Origin of the sequence: Acidovorax sacchari (assembly GCF_042847045.1) — a bacterium.
Classification (GTDB): domain Bacteria; phylum Pseudomonadota; class Gammaproteobacteria; order Burkholderiales; family Burkholderiaceae_C; genus Paracidovorax; species Paracidovorax sacchari.
The window spans coordinates 1093317-1114180 of record NZ_AP035783.1 but is presented as its reverse complement, the minus strand read 5'-3'; the positions used below and the strand labels follow the sequence as shown (position 1 = coordinate 1114180).

Below are 20864 nucleotides of genomic sequence, written 5' to 3'. Positions count from 1 at the left end.
TATGACGACTACATCACATGCGCCAGTTGCTGGCCCGCTTCCGCCCGCACCCGACGCCAAGGTCGCCGTGGGATGGATGCACACGGCCCGCTTCCTCACCACCGCCGCGCAACTGCACCACCTGCCGGCCATCCACGTCCCCGAATTCGCCTTCGTCGGACGCTCCAACGCGGGCAAGTCCACCTGCATCAACACGCTGACGCAGCAAAAGCAGCTCGCATTCGCCTCCAAGAAGCCGGGGCGCACCCAGCACATCAACCTGTTCGCCCTGGGTCGCCAGGGCGTGACCGACGCGGTGCTCGCCGACCTGCCCGGCTACGGCTACGCGGCCGTGTCGCGCTCGGACAAGCAGCGCTGGCAGCAGGTGATGGTGAACTACCTCGTGAGCCGCGAGAGCCTCACGGGCATCGTGCTGCTGTGCGACCCGCGCCTGGGCCTGACCGAACTGGACGAGGCACTGCTGGAAGCCGTGCGGCCGCGCGTGGAAGCCGGCCTGAAATTCCTGGTGCTGCTCACCAAGGCCGACAAGCTCACGCGCGCCGAGCAGGCCAAGGTGCTGTCCATCACGCGACTGCAGGCGGGCGGCGGGGAGGTCAAGATGTTCTCCGCCCTCAAGAAGCAGGGCGTGGACGAGGTCGCGCAACTGCTGTGGCAATGGTCGCACCCCCTGGCGACGCCGCCCGCGGCAGCCGGACTGCAGGATGGCCCGCAGCCGCCTGACGCTCCCGCGCCCGGCCCCGAGGATTCCGCAACCCCCTGACGACCCGCGTGGACGATCCGCGCGGGTGGCCCCACGGACCGCCGCGCACATGACCGACACCACGCTCCATCCGTTGCCCCACGGCATCACCCTGCACTGCCGCACGCGCGGCGAGCCCGGGCGCCCGGTCCTGGTCTTCCTGCACGGCTTCCCCGAGGGCGCGTTCATCTGGGACGGGATGCTGGAGCATTTCGCGCGCCCCGAGAACGGCGGCTACCGCTGCGTGGCGCCCTTCCTGCGGGGCTTCGCGCCCTCCAGCAGCCCCCAGGCCGTGGAGGCCTACCGGGCCAGGCACCTCGTGCAGGATCTGGCGGCGCTCATCGAGGCGGAGTGCGGCGCCGCCGCGACCGGCGGCCGGCTCGCCGCCCTGGTCGCGCACGACTGGGGCGGGGCGGTGGCCTGGAACCTGGCGAATCAGCGCCCCGACCTGCTGGAGCGCCTGGTGATCGTGAACTCGCCCCACCCCGGCACTTTCCTGCGGGAACTGCAGCGCAGCCCGGAGCAGCAGAAGGCCAGCGAATACATGCACTTCCTCTGCCGGCCCGACGCCGAGGCCCTGCTGGCGGAGGACGGCTACCGCCGGCTATTCGGTTTCTTCGACCGCCCCGACGGAAGCGCGCCCGAATGGCTCACGCCCGAACTCCGGGGCCGCTACCGCGCCACCTGGGACGAAGGCCTCACGGGCCCCTGCAACTACTACCGGGCCAGCCCGATGCGCCCGCCACGCGAAGGCGAGCCGCATGCCGCCGCCATCGAGCTGCCGGACGGCATGCTCGGCACCAGCCGGCCCACCCTGGTGCTCTGGGGCCTGGAAGACCCGGCACTGCGCCCCGGCCTGCTCGAGGGCCTCGACCGCTGGGTGCCGGCCCTGCGGTTGCGCACGGTGCCGGGCGCATCGCACTGGCTGGTGCACGAACAGCAGGACCGCGTTGCGCACGAGATCGGGGATTTCCTGAAGGAGACGTGCTAGCGGCGGCTGCCGCTGCCAGGCACGCCGCGGCGGCAGGCCGCTTCAGCGATAGACCGATGGCTCGCCGGCCGGGCGCGACTTGAAGCGCCGGTGCACCCAGTAGTACTGCCCCGGCATGGTGTCGATCCACTGCTGCAGTTCGCGGTTCATGCGCGCGGTGTCGGCCTCGATGTCGTCGGTGGGGTAGTTCTGCCAGGCCGGCATCATTTCCGCGCTGTAGCCGCGCGGGGTGATGCGCCCGATGAGCGGCACCACCTTGGCCCGGCCCAGCCGCGCGAAGCGGGACAGCGAAGTGATGGTGGCGGCCGACATGCCGTAGAAGGGCACGAACACCGAATCGTTGGGCCCGAAATCCATGTCCGGCAGCAGGTACAGCAGCCCCCCCTTGCGCAGTCCGCTCAGGATGGGCTTGACGCCGTCACCCCGGTTGAGCATGCGCACGTTGCCGAAGCGCTGGCGGCCCGCGAACAGCCAGGCATCGATGTCCGGATCGGGATGCGGCGTGAAGATGGAGGTGAAGGCCCGGTCGGTCTGCAGCGTGAGCGCGGTTCCCGCGGCGTCCATGCCCAGGAAATGCGGCGCCAGGATGATGGTGGGCGTGTCGCCTTCGAGTTCGTCGAGCGCGCCGTGGATCTCCAGGCGCTTTTCCACCACCGACTGCGGCGCCATCCAGAGCCAGCTGCGGTCCAGCCAGGCCTGGCAGAAGCGCACGAAGGTCTCGCGCGCCCATGCCCGCCGTTGCGCGGGACTTGCCTGGGGAAAGCACAGCTCCAGGTTGCGCAGCGCCACCTTGCGCCGCGGCCTGGCCAGCATGTAAATCACCTGCCCCAGCACCCAGCCCAGGGCCCGCAGCACGGGCAGGGGCAGGCGCGCGAGCACGCGCATGCAGGCGAGGTTGAAGCGCCCCGCCGTCATGCGTCCGCCCCCGGCGCTGCCGGCATGGAGGCTTCGGCCCGCGGATGCTTGTAGCGTCCGTAGCCCCAGAGGTATTGGTCGGGAGAGTGTCGGATGGTGCGCTCCATGGATTGGTTGATCTGCAGGACGGCGGTTTCGAGGGAGGAGGAAAGTGGCTCGGCCAGGGGTTCGAAGTGCAGCACGTAGCCCCGCCCGCGCGGCAGGCGCTCGCAGCGCGCCAGGATCACCGCAGCGCCCGTCTGCTGCACCAGGCGGGCGGCCAGCGTCATCGTATAGGCCGGCTGGCCGAAGAACGGCGACCACAGGCCCTGCCCCTCGGGCGGCACCTGGTCGGGCAGCAGGCCCACCGCTTCGCCGCGGCGCAGCGCCTTGATCATCTGCCGCACGCCCGAAAGCGCCGTGGGAACCGCCCGGATGCCGGGCCGGTCGCGCGCCGTGCGCATGAGTTCGGCGAGCCAGGCCTGCCGGGCGGGACGGTAGAGTACCGTGAAGGGGCCGTGCTCGGGGGCCCAGCGCTGCGCCGCGATCTGCACGGACAATTCGAAGCAGCCGATGTGCGGCGTCAGGAAGACGATGCCCCGGCCGGCTGCCCAGGCCTGCTCCACGTACGCCTCACCCTCCATGCGGAACGGCGGCGCCTCGGGATGCAGCCACAGGCGCGGCAACTCGGCCGCCATGCGGCCCGCATGGGCCACCGCACCGCGCACGTGCGCGAACGGATAGCCGGCCAGGGAAGCGTTGGCGAGGAAGCGGCGGCGGTAGGTGGGCGACGCGAGGAACGCGATCCAGCCCAGCATCGCGCCCAGGGCATGGAGCGCAGCCAATGGCCATCGGGCGAAGAAGCGGAACGCAGCGGGCATCGGTGACAGATCCGTGTCGGTAGAATGAGGGGGTCGCTGAGTTAAATGAGCAACTTGCAGGGCGACGTTAAACAACTCTGCTAAAGCGTTCGCCACGGCTCCACAAGGCTGAGGGCAACGCCCAAAATGCCAAAAAGCACAGGAGTTTATTCAAATGGCGAACGACTTTCTCTTCACGTCGGAATCGGTGTCCGAAGGCCACCCCGACAAGGTGGCGGACCAGATCTCCGACGCCATCCTCGACGCGATCTTCCGCGAAGACCCCCGCAGCCGCGTGGCCGCCGAGACGCTGACCAACACCGGCCTCGTCGTCCTGGCTGGCGAGATCACCACCAATGCCCACGTGGACTACATCCAGGTGGCGCGCGACACCATCAAGCGCATCGGCTACGACAATACCGACTACGGCATCGACTACAAGGGCTGTGCGGTGCTGGTGGCCTACGACAAGCAGAGCAACGACATCGCCCAGGGCGTGGACCACGCCAGCGACGACCACCTGAACACCGGTGCCGGCGACCAGGGCCTGATGTTCGGCTACGCGTGCGACGAGACGCCCGAGCTGATGCCCGCGCCCATCTACTACGCGCACCGCCTGGTCGAGCGCCAGGCCCAGCTGCGCAAGGACGGGCGCCTGCCCTTCCTGCGCCCGGACGCCAAGAGCCAGGTGACGATGCGCTACGTGGACGGCAAGCCCCACAGCATCGACACGGTGGTGCTGTCCACCCAGCACCACCCCGACCAGTCCGAAACCGCCACCAGGATGAAGGCCAGCTTCATCGAGGCAGTGATCGAGGAGATCATCAAGCCCGTGCTGCCCAAGGAGTGGCTGCAGGACACGAAGTACCTGATCAACCCCACGGGCCGCTTCGTCATCGGCGGCCCGCAGGGCGACTGCGGCCTGACGGGCCGCAAGATCATCGTGGACACCTACGGCGGCGCCTGCCCCCATGGCGGCGGTGCCTTCAGCGGCAAGGACCCGACGAAGGTGGACCGCTCGGCCGCCTACGCCGCGCGCTACGTGGCCAAGAACATCGTGGCCGCGGGCCTGGCGCGCCAGTGCCAGATCCAGGTGAGCTACGCCATCGGCGTGGCCCGCCCGATCAACGTCACCGTCTACACCGAAGGCACGGGCGTGATCCCCGACGACAAGATCGCCGCACTGGTGCAGGAGCATTTCGACCTGCGCCCCAAGGGCATCATCCAGATGCTGGACCTGCTGCGCCCGATCTACGAAAAAACCGCCGCCTACGGCCACTTCGGCCGCGAGGAACCCGAGTTCACCTGGGAAAAGACGGACAAGGCCGCCGCGCTGCGTGCAGCGGCCGGGCTGTAAGCCCGGCAACCCGCGCAGCGGGTTCGGCGGCCTTGCGGCGCAGGCTCATATCGCGAAGCGATGTGAAGGCCCGCAGGGCCGTGCCGGAGCCACAAGGCCTCCCCGCCATTCACCGCACTCCGCAAAAGCCGCCGCCCCGCCAGGGCCGGCGGCTTTTTTCTTTGCGCGCGCTCCTACACCCGCAATCACGGCATGCCGACGGCGCCATGCACGGCCGCTGGCGATGATCGATGCACCCGACGCCGAAAGCGCCCTCACCGGCCCGGCGGCGGCTTCATCGTCAACGGAGCGACACCATGCTGAAGTACGCCATCATTTTCGCCATCATCTCCCTCATCGCCGGCGCGCTCGGCTTCAGCGGCGTGGCCGCGGGCGCGGCGGGCATCGCCAAGATCCTGTTCTTCCTGTTCCTCGTGGTCGCGGTCATCTTCATCGTGCTGGCCGTGCTCGGCGTGGGCGCGGCGCGCAGTGTGATGAAGTAACCGCCCTGGCGCTCCTGCGGCCGCACGGCGGCTCCAGGTCCAGCCAGCCCGACATGCCCGGTCCGCGTCGTCCCCTGCCACAGGGGGCCCGCGGACCGGGCATGCCTGTTTGCGGCCAGGCGACGCAGCCGGCACGCTTCTTGAGCAGATAAGGAAAAGAAGGCCCGGACACTGGCGCGCGTTGCACCTTCTTACCAATCCATCGGCAAGTTAGTTGCACAAATAAACTAACAAACTAGAATGGCCTCATCGCACTTTCTTCCCCACGGACACTGCCATGACCCACCCCTCCACCCCGCTGCACCTGCTGGCCATCGATCCCCAGAACGATTTCTGCGACCTGCCTGCGGACTGGTGCCCCGCCGATCCGGCCAGCGGTACGCGGCTGGCCCCGTCGCTGCCCGTGGCCGGTGCGCACGACGACATGCAGCGGCTGGCAGCGTTCGTGCGGCGTGCCGCCAACCGCCTGGACGCCGTCACCGTCACGCTGGATTCGCACCAGCGCTACGACGTGGCCCACCCGCTCTTCTGGAAGACGCGCGAAGGCACGGAGGTGCAGCCCTTCACGCCGGTCACTGCCGCGCAGGTACGCGACGGCACTTTCCTGCCGCGCGACGCCGCCGCCCTGCCCCGCGTGCTGGCGTATCTGGACGCGCTGGAGGCCCAGGGCCGCTACACGCTCATGGTGTGGCCGGTGCACTGCGAGATAGGAAGCTGGGGCCACGGCGTGCACGCCGAGGTGCTGGCAGCCTGCGCGCAGTGGCAGTCCGCGCGCGGACAGGCCGTACATGCCGTGTTCAAGGGCATGAACCCCTGGACAGAACACTACAGCGCGATCGAGGCCGAGGTGCCCGACCCGCAGGACCCGGCGACCGCGCTCAACGTGCCGCTGCTGCAGCGCCTGGGCGCAGCGGAGTGCCTGGTGATCGCCGGGGAGGCCAGCAGCCACTGCGTGCGCGCCACCACCGAGCACATCGTGCGGCACCTGCCGCGCCTGCAGCCGGACTGGACGCCGGAGCGCATCGTGCTGCTGACCGACTGCATGAGCCCGGTGCGCGGCTTCGAAAGCCAGCATGACGCCTTCCTCGAAGCGATGCGCGCGCAGGGCGTGCGGCTCGCGGTTTCGGACGACATCGCGGCTTAGCACGGACTGCCCGGCCTTTCCATCCTCCCCCGCATTCCAGGAGCACGCGCACATGGCACCGATCATCCAGAGCCTGCTGGACACCGACCTCTACAAATTCACGATGTGGCAGGCACTGCTGCACCGCCATCCGCAGACGCAGGCGGAGTACCGCTTCGTCTGCCGCAATGCACCGGCCTTTCCGCTCGCGGAACTGCTGCCGCAGGTCAACGCGGAACTCGACGCCCTGTGCGCCCTGCGCTTCTCCCCGGACGAACTGGACTATCTCGGCGGGCTGCGCTACATCAAGAGCGACTTCGTGGATTTCCTGCGCATCTTCCAGTTCCAGCGCGCCTTCATCGAGGCGCGGGCGGAAGGGGAGCAGCTGTCGATCGTGGCGCGCGGGCCCCAGGTGCATGTGATGGGCTTCGAGATCTTCGTGCTGGCCATCGTGAACGAGCTGTATTTCCGCCGGCTCGGCGGTGGGGCGGACGTGCTGCAGGAAGGCCGCCGGCGGCTGGCCGCGAAGATCGCGCGGGTGCAGGCGCTGGCCGCGGAGGCGCCGCGCGCCCATCCGTTCGAGATGTTCGACTTCGGCCTGCGCCGGCGCTACAGCGCCGCCTGGCAGCGCGAGGTGGTGCAGGCCTTCGCCGCGCAGGCTCCGCAGTGGTTCAAGGGCACGTCGAACGTGCTGCTGGCCCGCGACCTGCAACTGGTGCCCATCGGCACCATGGCCCACGAATACCTGCAGAGCTACCAGGCCCTGGGCGTGCGGCTGCGCGATTTCCAGAAGGCGGCGCTGGAGGACTGGGTGCAGGAATACCGCGGCGACCTCGGCGTCGCGCTCACCGACACGGTCGGCATGGACGCCTTCCTCGCGGATTTCGACCTGTATTTCGCCAAGCTCTTCGACGGCCTGCGGCACGACTCGGGCGATCCGGTCGCCTGGGGCGAGAAGGCCCTGGCGCACTATGCGCGGCTGCGCATCGACGCCCACGGCAAGCGGCTGGTGTTCTCCGACGGGCTCGACGTGGAGCGTGCGCTGGCGCTCCACCGCCACTTCGGCGACCGCGTGCAGCTGGGCTTCGGCATCGGCACGCAGCTCAGCAACGACCTGGGGCCGCGCCCGCTCAACATCGTCATGAAGATCGTGCGTGCCAATGGCCAGCCGGTCGCGAAACTGTCCGACAGCCCGGGCAAGACGCTGTGCGACGATGAAACCTACCTCGCCTACCTGCGGCAGGTATTCGGCCTGCCGCACGAGGCCTGAACCCTTTCGCCCTTCGGCTTTTCCCTCAACAACGTCCAAGGAAACGACATGCTCCGTATCACCCTTGCCCAGCTCAACCTCACCGTGGGCGACATCGAAGGCAACGTGCAGCGGATGACCGATGCCGCCCGGCAGGCGGCGCAGGCAGGTTCCGACCTGGTGGTGTTCACCGAACTGGCGCTGTGCGGCTACTACCCCGGCGACATGCTGGAAGAGTCCGGCTTCATGGAGCGCGTGGATGCCGGCATCGCCGCCCTGCAGGACGCCTCTCGCGCCACGCCGGGGCTCCACTGGGTGGTGGGCACCCCCACGCGCGCGCAGGGCCCCGGCAAGCGCCTGCACAACAGCCTGCTGGTGCTGCAGGACGGAGCGGTCCGCCTCACCTACGCCAAGCAGCTGCTGCCCACCTACAACATCTTCGACGAACGCCGCCACTTCGAGCCCGGCCCCGACGTCGCGCGGGTGCTGCGCATCGGCCACGCGCAGATCGGCTTCCTGGTCTGCGAGGACGGCTGGAACGACACCGTGGCCGACTACGCCACCAATCCCTTCCAGCGCCTGGCCGATGCCGCGCCCGACCTGGTGGTGAGCATCAATGCCAGCCCCAGCCACATCGGCAAGCGCGAGGTCCGGCACCAGGTCTTCGGCGACGCCGCGCGGCGCCACGGCCTGCCGGTGGTCTATGTGAACCAGGTCGGCGGCCAGGACCAGATCATCTATGACGGGGCCTCGTTCGCGGCGGAGCCGGAGGCGGGCGTGGTCTTCGAGGCGCCGAGGTTCGCCGAAGACGTGCGCACCCTGTGCCTGGAGGATGGGTGCTTCCGTTCCGGGGACGGCGGCGCCCTGCCCGCGGTGCAGCGGGAGGGCCTGCCCACGATGGACTTCTACCGCCAGCAGATCGTGCTCGGCCTGCGCGACTACGCGCGGCGCTGCGGCTTCGGGCAGGTGGTGGTCGGCAGTTCGGGCGGCATCGACAGCGCGCTGACCCTGGCGCTCGCCGCCGAGGCGATGGGCGCGGAGAACGTGGTGGCGGTGACCATGCCCTCGCGCTTTTCCTCCAGCGGATCGGTGGACGATTCGGTGGCGCTCTGCCGCAACCTCGGCATCCGGCTGCACACGCACCCCATCGCGGACCTGGTGGCAGGCTATGCCGCGCAGTTCGAGGCCAGCTTCGGCCAGCCGCTCGAAGGACTGCCGCTGGAGAACCTGCAGGCACGCATCCGCGGCACCATCCTGATGGAGTACTCGAACGCCTTCGGTCACCTGCTGCTCACCACGGGCAACAAGTCGGAGATTTCGGTGGGCTACTGCACGCTCTACGGCGATACGAACGGCGGCCTGGGACTGTTGGGCGACCTCTACAAGACCGAGGTGTTCGAGCTGTCCCGCCACGTCAACGCGCACGCCGGCCGCGAACTGATTCCCCAGGCCATCATCGACAAGGAGCCGTCGGCCGAACTGGCTCCCGGCCAGCGGGACGTGGACAGCCTGCCGCCCTATCCGGTGCTGGACCAGGTGCTCAAGCTCCTCATCGAAGGCGAGGGCCTTTCGCATGCCGAGTACGCCGACGCGCGCGACTTCGCCGCCCGCCTGCAGCATGACGAGGCCGGACGCGCGCTGGTGCACCGGGTGCGCCGGATGATCGCGCGCAACGAGTACAAGCGCCGCCAGGCGCCGCCCATCCTGCGCGTGCGTGCCAAGGCCTTCGGCAACGGCCGGCAGATGCCGATCGCGGCGAAGTACGTCTGACCACGCCGGCACGGCTACATTTGCCGCAATGGCCCCTGCAGCCCCGCCGGTCGCGTCCCGCCCGCGGGCTTCCCTCATCGCATCCGCATCCATGTACGACAACGCCATCCTCATCGGACGCTTCGAGCCCGTCCACAACGGCCATCTGGCCCTGCTGCGCCGTGCGCTCGACAGCGCCCACCATGCCATCGTCATCATGGGCTCGGCCTGGCAGGCACGCTCGCCCAAGAACCCGTTCACCTGGCAGGAGCGCGAAGCCATGCTGCGCAATGCCCTGCCCGAGGCGGACCGCGCCCGCCTCACCGTGCTGCCCGTGCGCGACCACTACAACGAACTCGCCTGGGTGGCGGCCGTGCTGCAGGCGGTGTCGCGGCATGTGCGGCCCGATGCGCGCATCGGGCTGGTGGGCCACTTCAAGGACGCCACCAGCAGCTACCTGCGGCGGTTTCCGGGCTGGCAGCTCATCGCCGTGGAGCGGCAGGGCAGCATAGACGCCACCGCCATCCGCGATGCGTACTTCGGCGCCACGCCGGACACGCTGCTCGCCGCGCTGGGGCCGCTCGCCGAGCAGATGCCCGACAGCACCATCGACTTCCTGCGCGCCTTCGCCCAGGCCCCGCATTACGCGGCCCTGCAGGAAGAGTGGCGCATGCTGCGGGGCTACCGCGAAGCCTGGGCGAAGGCGCCCTATCCGCCGGTATTCGTGACCGTGGATGCCGTGCTGCGCTGCCAGGACCACGTGCTGCTCATCCGCCGTGCGCATGCTCCGGGCAAGGGGCAACTGGCCGCGCCGGGCGGCTTCATCGAGCAGCGCGAAACCGTCTGGCAGTCCTGCCTGCGCGAACTGGCGGAGGAGACGCACTGCGCGCTGCCCGAGACGCGCATGCGCGCCGCGCTGCGGGAGGTGGCCGTGTTCGACCACCCGGACCGCAGCCAGCGCGGACGCACCATCACGCACGCGCACTACTTCGACCTGGAGGGCGACCCTTTTCCCGACGTGCGCGCGGATGACGACGCGGCGCAGGTCGAGTGGTTTCCCATCACGGCGCTGGCCGCGCTGGAAGAGGCCTTCTTCGAAGACCACTTCCACATGCTGGACCATTTCCTGGGACTGACGCGCGAGCCCACGGCCGACTGAACGGCCACGCAGCGCGGCCGGGCCCGCAGCCTCAGTACGCCAGCGCCGGCAGGCCCCGCGCCGATTCGTCCACGCGGAACTTGTCCACCGTATGGGAGAGCGCCTGGGCCTGCTGGCTCAGCGACTGGGCCGCCGCCAGGGCCTGCTCCACGAGCGCTGCATTCTGCTGCGTGCCCTGGTCCATCTGCGATACGGCCTGATTGACCTGCGCGATGCCGGCGCTCTGCTCCGCGCTGGCGGCGCTGATCTCGGCCACCATCGCGGTGACGCGCTGCACGCCATCGACGATTTCCTGCATGGTGGCGCCCGCCTGCTGCACCAGGCGGGTACCCTCGCCGACCTTGGCCACGGAGTCGTCGATCAGGCCCTTGACCTCCTTGGCGGCAGCGGCGGATCGGCCGGCGAGGCTGCGCACTTCGCTCGCCACCACGGCGAAGCCGCGGCCCTGCTCGCCCGCGCGGGCCGCCTCCACGGCGGCGTTCAGGGCCAGGATGTTGGTCTGGAAGGCGATGCCGTCGATGACGCTGATGATGTCCACGATCTTGCGCGAGGACGCGTCGATGGAACCCATCGTTTCCACGACCTGCCCCACCATGGCACCTCCCCGGACGGCCACGCCGGAAGCCGCCACGGCCAGATCGTTCGCGACCCGGGCGTTCTGTGCGTTCTGCTGCACGGTGGACGTCAATTCCTCCATCGAGGCCGCGGTCTGCTCCAGGGCACTGGCCTGCGACTCGGTGCGCGACGACAGGTCGCCGTTGCCCGAGGCGATCTCCGCGGAGGCCGTGGTGATGGAGCCCGTGCTCTCCCGCACCTGCAGCACCAGGGCGGACAGGTTGTCCCGCATGGTTCGGATGGCATGCAGGATGCTGGTCTGGTCGCCTGGACGGGTCTGCACATCCACGGCCAGGTTGCCCTCGGCGATCTGCTGCACCACTTCGGCCGCGTACTGGGGCTCGCCGCCCAGCTGGCGCACCAGCGTGCGCAGCATGTCCCAGGCGAGAGCCACGATGACCGCCATCAGCACTCCGCAGATGCAGAGCAGGATGGCCGCCTGGCGCCAGAACGCATGGTCGATGTCGTCGATGTAGTCGCCGAAGCCGATGGTCCAGTCCCAGGGTTCGAATTTGATGATGGCATAGAGTTTTTCCACCTCCTGACTGGCGCCCGGGCGCGTGCCCTTGGCCACCACGGTGCCGATGGTCTTGCCCTGCAGCGCCGCGCGGTAGCGCTCGCCCGCCGCCTTGCCGACATTGGCATCGACGATACCGATGCGCTTGGGATTGGGGTGGACGAGGTTCACGTCATCGGTGTAGCCGCGAACGAAGAAATACAGGTCGCCCTTGTGGAAGCTGCCGATCGCCTGCTTGGCCGCCTTCATGGCGTCCTCGCGCGACATGCGGCCCGCCTTTTCCTCTTCATAGGCTTTCTGCGCCGCCGCGTGCGCGAGCGTCACCAGGGTGGACAACTGGCTGGTGCGCTCTCGCAGCATGGTCTGGTACTGCGTGGTCAGCGTCACCCCGGAAAGAAGCAGCATCCCCAGCAGCGTGGCCCCGCACAGCAGCAGGATCCGTGTCCGCAATTTCATGGCACCCTCGTGTATTGGTTTTGACGCGTAACAATACGTCAACTCCACGGCCGAGTTGCTTGTGAAATTGCAACAACGGCGCCACTGTGGGCTGGACCCGACGGTCGGGCCTGCCATCCGTGCATTTGCCGGACGGGCTGCCGAGGGCCGTCTGCCTCAACGGCCGTTGGCGCGGTACCGCTGGTGCGTGAAGAAAGTATTGCGCCCCAGCGACCGGAAGGCCTGGTATTCCGAGGAAGGAGCGCCCCGCCCTTCGGTGCGCCAGCCGAAGAGCCCCGTGGGACTGGGGTCCGCCGGCAACGGCTCGGTCGCGGCCGTGAGCGCCGCCTCGTAGAAGGCCGCGTACCTGGCATGCCACTGGGTGTTGGTGGCATCGTTGACGATGGCCATGCGGGATTCGATCATCGTCTGCTTGGCGCCGGCGATGTTCGGATAGCTGTCGAACCCCGCGAACTGCACTTTGCCGCTATCGCTCGCGGTGATGATGCCGCGGATGTCGCGCGCGCCCGCCGCCATGAACTCCCGCGTGTTGCCGGACTGCAGCCGGTTGACGATCACGCGGCGCATCATGCGCATGATTTCCAGCGCATCCTCCGGCCCGCCGATGCCTGCGGCCCGCCACTCCTGCGGGGCGGGCACCTCGACGAGAAAGAGGCGCACCAGCAGGCCTTCGTCCGAGTCCGGGTCGGGCAGCACCGTCTTGCGCTTCACGGAAATGCTCACCAGCGCGGGAGTGATCGTCAGGGCCGGGACACCGGGGCCGCGCTGCACCTGCACCGCCAGCTTGGCATTGCCGGCACTGCGCGCCGTCACGGTGAAGGCCCAGGAGTCGGCGCGCGCATTGTGCTGGGTGGCAGTGACTTCCAGCACGTTCGGGAAATCGCTCACCGCCACCAGCGTGTATCGCTTTTCGATGGATTCGAGCTTGACGCGCAGCGCATTGCCTTCCACCAGGGTGATGGCTGCAGGCAGGGGAGCGTCGTAGGCGTATTTCAACAGGGCGTTGGACATATGGCGAGGCAGGCGGCAAACAGGGGCGGCATGTCCCCGTGCCGGAAGGCACCAGGAACAGGCCATGGCGGATGCGGGAGGAAAGGGAGCACTGCCGGATGGCGGCAGGCTGTATGGCGCGGACCTACGGCGTGCGCCGCGGCGTGAAGGCAGGTACCCGGATCGTCGTGCCCACGCGCCGGCACTGGGCCTTCAGGCGCTCGACCCAGGCACGGCTCACCAGGGTCGTGCTGGAGCCGACGTCGGCTTCGGTCGGGACGACATCGGTCTTGAGATCCACGCTGCCGCTGGAGGACGCCAGCGCACGGCCTTCCCCCACGGGGTCTTCCACCGGCTGATAGCGCTGGCCCGGCCGGACGAGATTGACGAGGTAAATGCGCTCGCCTTCACGCCAGAGCATCGACAGCACGCTGGTGCCGTCTTCGGCCGTTTCCGGTGGGGACAGGCGTTGCTGCACGAAGCAGAAGGTGTTAGCGCGGCGCGTCTGCCCCAGTTCCTCGAGAAAGGCCCGCAGCATGGGCCGGTCGGGCAGGCGGACGGGATCGGGGCGCGTGAACGCAGGATCTCCGGACAGGGGCGCTGCAGGGCAGGGGATGGCGGCGAGGACGCCGGCCAGTGCCAGTGCAGCGCGCAACGTGCGGGAGACGCGCGTGATGGTGTGTCGCATTTTTCGAAGGCTCCTCCGGGCGCGGAGTGTAGCGCCACGCCCGGAGGAGCCAGGGGAGCCGTTACGCCCCCTGGCTCAGCGCGAGAGCGCGTCGGTGGTGGCCGAGTCCAGGCGGCCCGTCACCGGCAGGCCCTTGTCCTTCTGGAAGGCCCGCAGCCCGTTCGTCGTCTTCGGGCCCATGCCGCCGTCCGGCGCGCCCACGTCGTAGCCCAGCGCATTGAGCCGCGCCTGCGCCTCGCGCACCGACATCGACGCGCCCGCCTTCGTCTGCGAGGGGGCCGCGCCGCCGTCCACGCCCAGCCGGCCGCCGCCGCCCAGGCCCTGGCCCTGCACCTTCTGCGCCTTGTAGTTGCGCAGCGCCATGACCATCTGGTTGTATGCGTCCATGAATGCCGCCGTCAGCACCTTGCCCTGCGAGGTGTTCTGGTAGCCGCCCAGCCGGCCGCCCGCGGAGCTGCCGAACAGGCTGCCGAAGCCTGCGAAGTCGCTCTTGGAGGCACTGCCTTCCGACACCGACACCTGCACACCCGAACGGTTGTCCACCAGCGTCAGCATGGCGCTCGCCTCGCGCGTCTTCAGCGATCCGCCCAGCTGGCCCAGCACCTGCCCGCCCCCGCCGCCGATGAGCGCGCCCAGCGCACCGCCGATGCCGCCCGCGTCGCTGTTGGAGAAGACGATCTCCGGCGACAGGCCGTAGTCCGACGCCACCATCTGCCCCTGGCCGAAACTGCTGCCGCCGCGCATCTCGCCCGATTGCATCAGTGCGCGCTCACGGTTCATGGCGCCCATGCCGGTCACGCTGCGCTCCACCACCACGAAGCAGTTGGACTGCTGGATCAGCAGGCGCAGCAGGTTCGACGTCGGCGGCAGGCGGTACTCGTTGCGCAGGATGGTGTACCAGCCTGCATCCTGGTTTTCCACCAGCGACACCGTGCCCAGCGGCGAGGCGCAATGCTCCAGCTGCGTGTTCGCGTTCGCCGACGACTCCCCGGCGGCCGCGCCCGTCGCCACCGTCTTCGACTCCGCGCTGCCCATGCGCATGTTCGTGGTTTCGCAGCCCGCCAGCAGGGCGGCGGCCAGTGCCGCGCAAGCCAGGGTGCCAGCGCGCAGGGAGAGGAAAGGCGACGGGGTCGAGGACGGATTCATGATGAAGCGAAGAAAAAGGAAATGGCAAAGGGTCGGACGTTATGCGAGCACATCACCTTCGCCAACCCGACCATGGCGGGATATATGCAACAAAGTGCATATTTCCCAGCCGGCATTCGCACCGGCCGGGCCGGGTTCGAAGCCGGCGCAGGTAGCGCGCCGGGCTGCCGGCACCGATCGGCGATCTAGGTGCCGGCCCGCTCCAGCATCGCATGCAGCAGCACATTGCAACCGGCGGTGATGTGCTCGGGCTGGGCATCCTCGATCTCGTTGTGGCTGATGCCGTCCTTGCACGGGATGAAGACCATGCCCGCAGGCGCCAGGCGCGCCATGTACACGGCATCATGGCCTGCGCCGGACACCGCGGGCATGTGGGAATAGCCCAGTCGCTCCGCCGCGCGGCCCACGGCCTCCACGCACTCGGCATGGAACGGCTGGGCGGGGTAGTTGGAGACCAGATCGATCTGGATGGGCAGCCCCGTTTCCTGCGAGAGCCGGGCGGCCACGGCGCGGATGTCCTGGTCCATGCTGTCGCACTCGGCGTCGGTGGCGTTGCGCAGGTCGATGCTGAACTTCACCTGCCCCGGGATCACGTTGCGGCTGTTGGGGTGCACATGCACCATGCCTACCGTGCCGCGGCCGTGCGGCGGATGGCGGTGCGCGCAGGCCACCACCTCCTGCATGAGCCGCGTGGCCACCTGCAGGGCATCGCGGCGCAGGGCCATGGGCGTGGGACCGGCATGGGCCTCCATGCCCGTCACGGTGCAGTCGTACCAGCGGATGCCGAGCACACCCGTCACCACGCCGATGGTCTTGCCGTGGTCTTCCAGCACCGGGCCCTGCTCGATGTGGGTCTCGAAATACGCGCCGATGGGATGGTCGCCGGGTTCCTGATCGCCGATGTAGCCGATGCGCTCCAGCTCGCCCTTGACGGTCTTGCCCTCGGTATCGGTGGCGGCATAGGCGTGCTCCAGCGTGAAGGCCCTGGCGAAGACGCCCGAGCCCATCATCACGGGCACGAAGCGGCTGCCTTCCTCGTTGGTCCAGAAGGCGACCTCGATGGGCGCCTCGGTCTCTATACGAAAGTCGTTGAGCGTGCGCACCACCTCGATGCCGGCCAGCACGCCGTAGTTGCCGTCGAACTTGCCGCCCGTGGGCTGGGTGTCGATGTGGCTGCCGGTCATGATGGGCGGCAGGCTGTCGTCGCGGCCCGGGCGGCGCATGAAGACGTTGCCGATCTTGTCCACGGTGATGGACATGCCCGCCTCGCGCGCCCAGCGCGTGACGAGGTCGCGACCCTGCTTGTCCAGGTCGGTGAGCGTGAGGCGGCAGACACCGCCCTTGGGCGTGGCGCCGATTTGCGCCAGTTCCATGAGCGAATCCCAGAGGCGCTCTCCATTCACGCGCAGCTGGCGGATGTCGGTCTTGTCGGTGGTCGTCGTGTCCATGGGTTGTCCTTGTCCGTTCTCAGGCGCGCGCGACGGCGCTGGGGGCCAGGTCCTGCACACGCTTGTGCACGGCCTGGAAGTTGGCACCGAAGGCCGGGCGGTGCACGTAGCGGCCCGCGCCCTGCTCGGCGCGCAGATCGCCCCGCGCGAACACCACGCGGCCCTGGCTGACGGTATGGCTGGGGATGCCGCGCACGGTGCGGCCTTCGAAGATATTGAAGTCGCCCTTGCTGTGCTGTGTCCTGGCCGAGAAGGTCTTGGTGCCCTCCGGGTCCCACAGCACCAGGTCGGCATCCGCGCCGGGGCCCACGAAGCCCTTGCGTGGATAGATGTTGAACAGCCTGGCGGCGTTGGCGGACGTGATCGCCACGAACTCGCTGGGCGTGAGGCGGCCGGTGTTCACGCCGCCGTCCCAGATCGCGGCCATGCGCTCTTCCACCCCGCCGGTGCCGTTGGGGATCTTGGCGAAGTTGTCGCGCCCCATCGCCTTCTGCGCGGCGCAGAAGGTGCAGTGGTCGGTGGCCGTGGTGTGCAGCTGCCCAGACTGCAGGCCGCGCCACAGCGCCTCCTGGTGGCCGCCCGAGCGTGGCCGGAAAGGAGGGCTCATCACGTGGGCCGCGGCAGTGGCGAAGTCCGGATCTCGGTACACGCTGTCGTCCACCAGCAGGTGGCCCGCCAGCACCTCGCCGAACACGCGCTGGCCGCGCGCGCGGGCCCGGGCGATCGCCTCGGCCGCTTCGGCACAGCTCACGTGCACCACGTAGATCGGCACGCCCAGTACGTCGGCGATGGCGATGGCGCGGTTGGCGGCCTCGGCCTCCACCATGGGCGGGCGGGCCAGCGGGTGGCCTTCGGGGCCGGTGATGCCCATCTTGGCCACTTCCTGCTGCAGCAGGTAGACCAGCTCGCCGTTCTCGGCATGCACGGTGGGCATGGCGCCCAGTTCCAGTGCGCGCTTGAAGCTGTTCACCAGCGTTTCGTCGTCGCACATGATGGCGTTCTTGTAGGCCATGAAGTGCTTGAAGCTGTTCACGCCTTCCTCGCGCACCAGGGTGCCCATGTCCGCATGCACCTGGTCGCTCCACCAGGTCACGGCCACGTGGAAGGAATAGTCCGCGGCGGACTTCTCGGCCCAGCCGCGCCACTTGCGGTAGGCATCCATCAGCGGCTCCTTCGGATCGGGGATCACGAAGTCGATGATGGTGGTCGTCCCGCCGGCCAGGCCCGCCGCCGTGCCGGTGTAGAAGTCGTCCATCGTCACCGTGCCCATGAAGGGCAGCTGCATGTGCGTGTGCGGATCGATGCCGCCGGGCAGCACATATTGGCCGCTGGCGTCCAGGGTCTGCGTACCCGCCGGCGCCTGGCTGGCGGCATCGCCGCCCACCGCCGCGATGCGTCCGTCCACGCAGAGCACGTCGGCGCGCTCCTCGCGGTCGGCATTCACCACGGTGCCGCCGCGGATCAGAAGGGGTGCACTGCTCATCGTCGGTCTCCTTGCAAGATGGGTTGTCGCCGGGCTCAGGCGCGGCGCAGCGGCGCAGCGGCCGACGCGGCGGCGGCATGGCCGGACATGCCGATGCGGTACACCACCGCGGCAATGGCCAGGCCGATGAACCACGCATAGTCGTAGATGTGCCGGAATACCGCGCCCACGTTCGGAAAGGCCGCGGGAAAGGCAGCGTGCAGGAAGCCGGGGATGTTGGGCGCCACGCCGAGCGCGAAGGCCGCCACGGCCACCCGGTTCCAGCCCCTGCTATAGGCGTAGGGGCCGGTGTAGGCATAGAGCGCCGGCACGTCCAGCCGCGTGCGCCGCACGAGGTAGTAGTCCACCATCAGGATGCCCGCCACCGGTCCGAGCAGCGCGGAGTAGCCGATGAGCCACGTGAAGATGTAGCCCTGGGTGGACTCGAGGATCTTCCAGGGCATCATCGCGATGGCGATGCCCACGGTGATGTAGCCGCCCACGCGGTAGCTGATGCGCGCGGGGTTCAGCGCCGAGAAATCGTAGGCCGGCCCGACCAGGTTCGCGGCCAGGTTCACGCTCACGGTGTCGATCAGCAGGATGATGAGCGCGATCAGCACGGCCGCGCCCGTCATGCGGCTGGCCAGGTCCACCGGATCCCACAGCGCCTTGCCGTAGATGACGACCGTGGCGGACGTGACGAACACCGCCAGCGCCGCCAGCAGGCCCATGGGCACCGGCAGGCCGATGGCCTGGCCCACCACCTGGTCGCGCTGCGATTTCGCGAAGCGCGTGAAGTCGGGGATGTTCAGCGCCAGGGTGGCCCAGAAACCCACCATGGCCGTGAGCGACGGCCAGAACACGGCATGGAACTGGCCGGCCTTCGGCCCGCCCGGCGCGAACTGCGAGGGCTGGTGCAGGATCGGGCCGAAGCCGCCGGCCTTCTCATAGGCCCACCAGAGCAGCACGAAGCAGATCACGATCTTGATGGGCGCGGTCCAGGTCTCCAGCTTGCGGATCGACTCGATGCCGTGCACCACGAAGTAGAACTGGATCGCCCAGAAGATCAGGAAGCACACCAGTTGCCCGAGGTTGATTCCCAGGCCGGCGATCTTCCCGCCTTCCAGCGGATGCCCGATGATCACGCCAGCCAGCGTGTAGATCATCATGCCGCCGAACCAGGTCTGGATGCCGTACCAGCCACAGGCCACCAGGGCCCGCAGCAGCGCGGGCAGTTTGGCGCCGCGCGTGCCGAACGAAGCCCGCGCCAGCACGGCGTAGGGAATGCCGTACTTGGCGCCCGCGTGGCCGATCAGCAGCATGGGCACCAGCACGATCAGGTTGCCGAGGAACACCGTGCCCACCGCCTGGCTCCACGACATGCCGCCTTCGATCAGGCTCGCGGCAAGCGTATAGGCGGGAATGCACATCACCATCCCGATCCACAGGGCGGCGAAGTGGTGCCAGCGCCAGGTGCGCTGGTGCGCCTGCGTGGGCGCGAGGTCGTCGTTCCAGAGGTCCTGTGCGGCCCCGGAGGCGGGAGAGGATGATGGCGTCATGGCAGCCTCCCTGCGGTCATGCAGTGACTGCCGCGCCCGCCGGCGCCACGGAAGCGGCAGCAACGCGATTCGGATTGTTCGGGTGCGTGGTCCAGTTGGCGTATTCGCCGGTCACCGTGCGGCCCGTGCGCGCATCCACTTCGCCGGGAGCGAGGCTGCGCAGGGTGATGCACTCGGGCACCGGGCAGATCGAGACGCACAGGTTGCAGCCCACGCACTCGGATTCGTCCACCTCGAACCTGCGCACCCCGCCCTCCTGGGTGAAGGTGATCGCCTGGTGCGAGGTGTCCTCGCACACCACGTGGCAACGGCCGCACTGGATGCACGCATCCTGGTTGATCACCGCCTTGTCCACGTGGTTGAGGTCCAGTTGCTTCCAGTCCTTCACCGTGGGCACGGCGCGGCCGCGGAAGTCATCGATCGTCCGGTAGCCGTGCGCATCCATGAAGTTGGACAGTCCGTCGCACATGTCCTGCACGATCTTGAACCCATAGACCATCGCGGCCGTGCACACCTGCACGGTGCCGCAGCCCAGGGCGATGAACTCGGCCGCGTCGCGCCAGGTGCTCACGCCGCCGATGCCGCTGATGGGCAGGCCCGCGGTCTGCTCGTCGCGTGCGATCTCGGCCACCATGTTGAGCGCGATCGGCTTGACGGCCGGCCCGCAGTAGCCGCCGTGCGACCCCTGCCCCCCGGTGTTCGGGCTCATCGCCATGCGCTCGAGGTCCACTCCCATGATGGAGTTGATGGTGTTGATGAGCGACACCGCGTCCGCGCCGCCGGCGCGTGCCGCGCGGGCCGGCTGCCGCACGTCCGTGATGTTCGGCGTGAGCTTAACGATCACCGGCAGGTGCGTGTAGTGCTTGCACCATTGCGTGACCATCTGGATGTACTCGGGCACCTGGCCGACGGCCGATCCCATGCCGCGCTCGCTCATGCCATGCGGGCAGCCGAAGTTCAGCTCGATGCCGTCCGCGCCCGTGTCCTCCACCATCGGCAGGATGCGCTTCCAGCTCTCTTCCACGCACGGCACCATGATCGAGACGATCATCGCGCGGTCCGGCCAGGCGCGCTTCACGCGGCGGATCTCCTCCAGGTTCACGGCCAGCGGCCGGTCGGTGATCAGCTCGATGTTGTTGAGGCCGATCACGCGCCGGTCCTGCGACATGAGCGTGGAATAGCGCGGTCCGTTCACGTTGACGACGTGCGGGTCCTCGCCCAGGGTCTTCCAGACCACGCCGCCCCAGCCGGCCTCGAAGGCGCGGGTGACGTTCACTTCCTTGTCCGTCGGGGGCGCGGAGGCCAGCCAGAAGGGATTCGGGCTGCGGATGCCGAGGAAATCGCTGCGGATGTCTGCCATGTGCTTCTCCGTTGTCTTTC

18 protein-coding genes are annotated in these 20864 nt (G+C 68.8%); 8 read left to right on the top strand and 10 right to left on the bottom strand.

The features are described 5' to 3' along the window. The first annotated feature begins 1 nt into the window (after window position 1). Together yihA and ACGHC0_RS04985 are read left to right on the top strand one after the other, a co-directional pair. Window positions 2-760, top strand: coding sequence for a ribosome biogenesis GTP-binding protein YihA/YsxC (yihA, locus tag ACGHC0_RS04990; protein WP_415267589.1), 759 nt, complete (start codon window positions 2-4; stop codon window positions 758-760). A gap of 49 nt (window positions 761-809) precedes the next feature. Continuing rightward, the gene (locus ACGHC0_RS04985; protein ID WP_415267588.1) at window positions 810-1730 is read left to right on the top strand and encodes an alpha/beta fold hydrolase; all 921 of its coding nucleotides are present in this window, start codon (window positions 810-812) and stop codon (window positions 1728-1730) included. Between the two features lie 42 nt (window positions 1731-1772). Here the strand turns inward: ACGHC0_RS04985 and ACGHC0_RS04980 are convergent, their stop codons facing one another. Together ACGHC0_RS04980 and ACGHC0_RS04975 are read right to left on the bottom strand one after the other, a co-directional pair. Beyond that, the gene (locus ACGHC0_RS04980) at window positions 1773-2645 is read right to left on the bottom strand and encodes a lysophospholipid acyltransferase family protein (RefSeq protein ID WP_368354252.1); all 873 of its coding nucleotides are present in this window, start codon (window positions 2643-2645) and stop codon (window positions 1773-1775) included. Then, window positions 2642-3505 (bottom strand): lysophospholipid acyltransferase family protein, encoded by an 864-nt coding sequence (locus tag ACGHC0_RS04975; RefSeq protein WP_368354251.1) that lies wholly within the window; start codon window positions 3503-3505, stop codon window positions 2642-2644. Before ACGHC0_RS04975 ends, ACGHC0_RS04980 begins: the two co-directional genes overlap by 4 nt. 154 nt (window positions 3506-3659) lie before the next feature. On the opposite strand from ACGHC0_RS04975, the gene metK reads away from it, so the two are divergent. The 6 genes from metK to ACGHC0_RS04945 all read left to right on the top strand — a co-directional run bounded on the left by metK (window position 3660) and on the right by ACGHC0_RS04945 (window position 10603). Further along, window positions 3660-4841, top strand: coding sequence for a methionine adenosyltransferase (metK, locus tag ACGHC0_RS04970; protein WP_368354250.1), 1182 nt, complete (start codon window positions 3660-3662; stop codon window positions 4839-4841). Window positions 4842-5137: 296 nt separating this feature from the next. Continuing rightward, entirely contained in the window at window positions 5138-5323 is a 186-nt protein-coding gene (locus ACGHC0_RS04965) for a DUF1328 domain-containing protein (protein ID WP_011794134.1), read from the top strand. A gap of 277 nt (window positions 5324-5600) precedes the next feature. Further along, window positions 5601-6467, top strand: coding sequence for a cysteine hydrolase (locus ACGHC0_RS04960; RefSeq protein ID WP_368354249.1), 867 nt, complete (start codon window positions 5601-5603; stop codon window positions 6465-6467). A gap of 52 nt (window positions 6468-6519) precedes the next feature. Next, window positions 6520-7716, top strand: a complete 1197-nt coding sequence (gene pncB / locus ACGHC0_RS04955) for a nicotinate phosphoribosyltransferase (protein ID WP_368354248.1) — start codon at window positions 6520-6522, stop codon at window positions 7714-7716. Window positions 7717-7764: 48 nt separating this feature from the next. Further along, the gene (locus ACGHC0_RS04950) at window positions 7765-9465 is read left to right on the top strand and encodes an NAD+ synthase (protein WP_368354247.1); all 1701 of its coding nucleotides are present in this window, start codon (window positions 7765-7767) and stop codon (window positions 9463-9465) included. A gap of 91 nt (window positions 9466-9556) precedes the next feature. Next, window positions 9557-10603, top strand: a complete 1047-nt coding sequence (locus tag ACGHC0_RS04945; RefSeq protein ID WP_368354246.1) for a bifunctional nicotinamide-nucleotide adenylyltransferase/Nudix hydroxylase — start codon at window positions 9557-9559, stop codon at window positions 10601-10603. Window positions 10604-10634: 31 nt separating this feature from the next. On the opposite strand, the gene ACGHC0_RS04940 is transcribed toward ACGHC0_RS04945, so the two are convergent. The 8 genes from ACGHC0_RS04940 to preA all read right to left on the bottom strand — a co-directional run bounded on the left by ACGHC0_RS04940 (window position 10635) and on the right by preA (window position 20844). Then, the gene (locus ACGHC0_RS04940; RefSeq protein WP_368354245.1) at window positions 10635-12191 is read right to left on the bottom strand and encodes a methyl-accepting chemotaxis protein; all 1557 of its coding nucleotides are present in this window, start codon (window positions 12189-12191) and stop codon (window positions 10635-10637) included. A gap of 156 nt (window positions 12192-12347) precedes the next feature. Further along, complete coding sequence (locus ACGHC0_RS04935; protein WP_368354244.1) at window positions 12348-13202, bottom strand: hypothetical protein; 855 nt, start codon at window positions 13200-13202, stop codon at window positions 12348-12350. 124 nt (window positions 13203-13326) lie between these two features. Further along, the gene (locus ACGHC0_RS04930; RefSeq protein ID WP_368354243.1) at window positions 13327-13869 is read right to left on the bottom strand and encodes a hypothetical protein; all 543 of its coding nucleotides are present in this window, start codon (window positions 13867-13869) and stop codon (window positions 13327-13329) included. A 75-nt stretch (window positions 13870-13944) separates the two neighbouring features. Further along, window positions 13945-15015 carry a peptidoglycan-binding protein gene (locus tag ACGHC0_RS04925; protein WP_368354242.1) on the bottom strand — a complete coding sequence of 357 codons (1071 nt, stop codon included), beginning with the start codon at window positions 15013-15015 and terminating at the stop codon, window positions 13945-13947. Window positions 15016-15200: 185 nt separating this feature from the next. Further along, window positions 15201-16463 carry a Zn-dependent hydrolase gene (locus ACGHC0_RS04920; RefSeq protein ID WP_368354241.1) on the bottom strand — a complete coding sequence of 421 codons (1263 nt, stop codon included), beginning with the start codon at window positions 16461-16463 and terminating at the stop codon, window positions 15201-15203. Between the two features lie 19 nt (window positions 16464-16482). Beyond that, window positions 16483-17946: a dihydropyrimidinase gene (hydA, locus tag ACGHC0_RS04915; protein ID WP_368354240.1), complete on the bottom strand. Its 1464-nt coding sequence runs from the start codon at window positions 17944-17946 to the stop codon at window positions 16483-16485. Window positions 17947-17981: 35 nt separating this feature from the next. Next, window positions 17982-19484, bottom strand: a complete 1503-nt coding sequence (locus ACGHC0_RS04910; RefSeq protein ID WP_415267587.1) for an NCS1 family nucleobase:cation symporter-1 — start codon at window positions 19482-19484, stop codon at window positions 17982-17984. A gap of 16 nt (window positions 19485-19500) precedes the next feature. After that, complete coding sequence (preA, locus tag ACGHC0_RS04905) at window positions 19501-20844, bottom strand: NAD-dependent dihydropyrimidine dehydrogenase subunit PreA (protein ID WP_107132250.1); 1344 nt, start codon at window positions 20842-20844, stop codon at window positions 19501-19503. Between the last annotated feature and the right edge of the window lie 20 nt (window positions 20845-20864).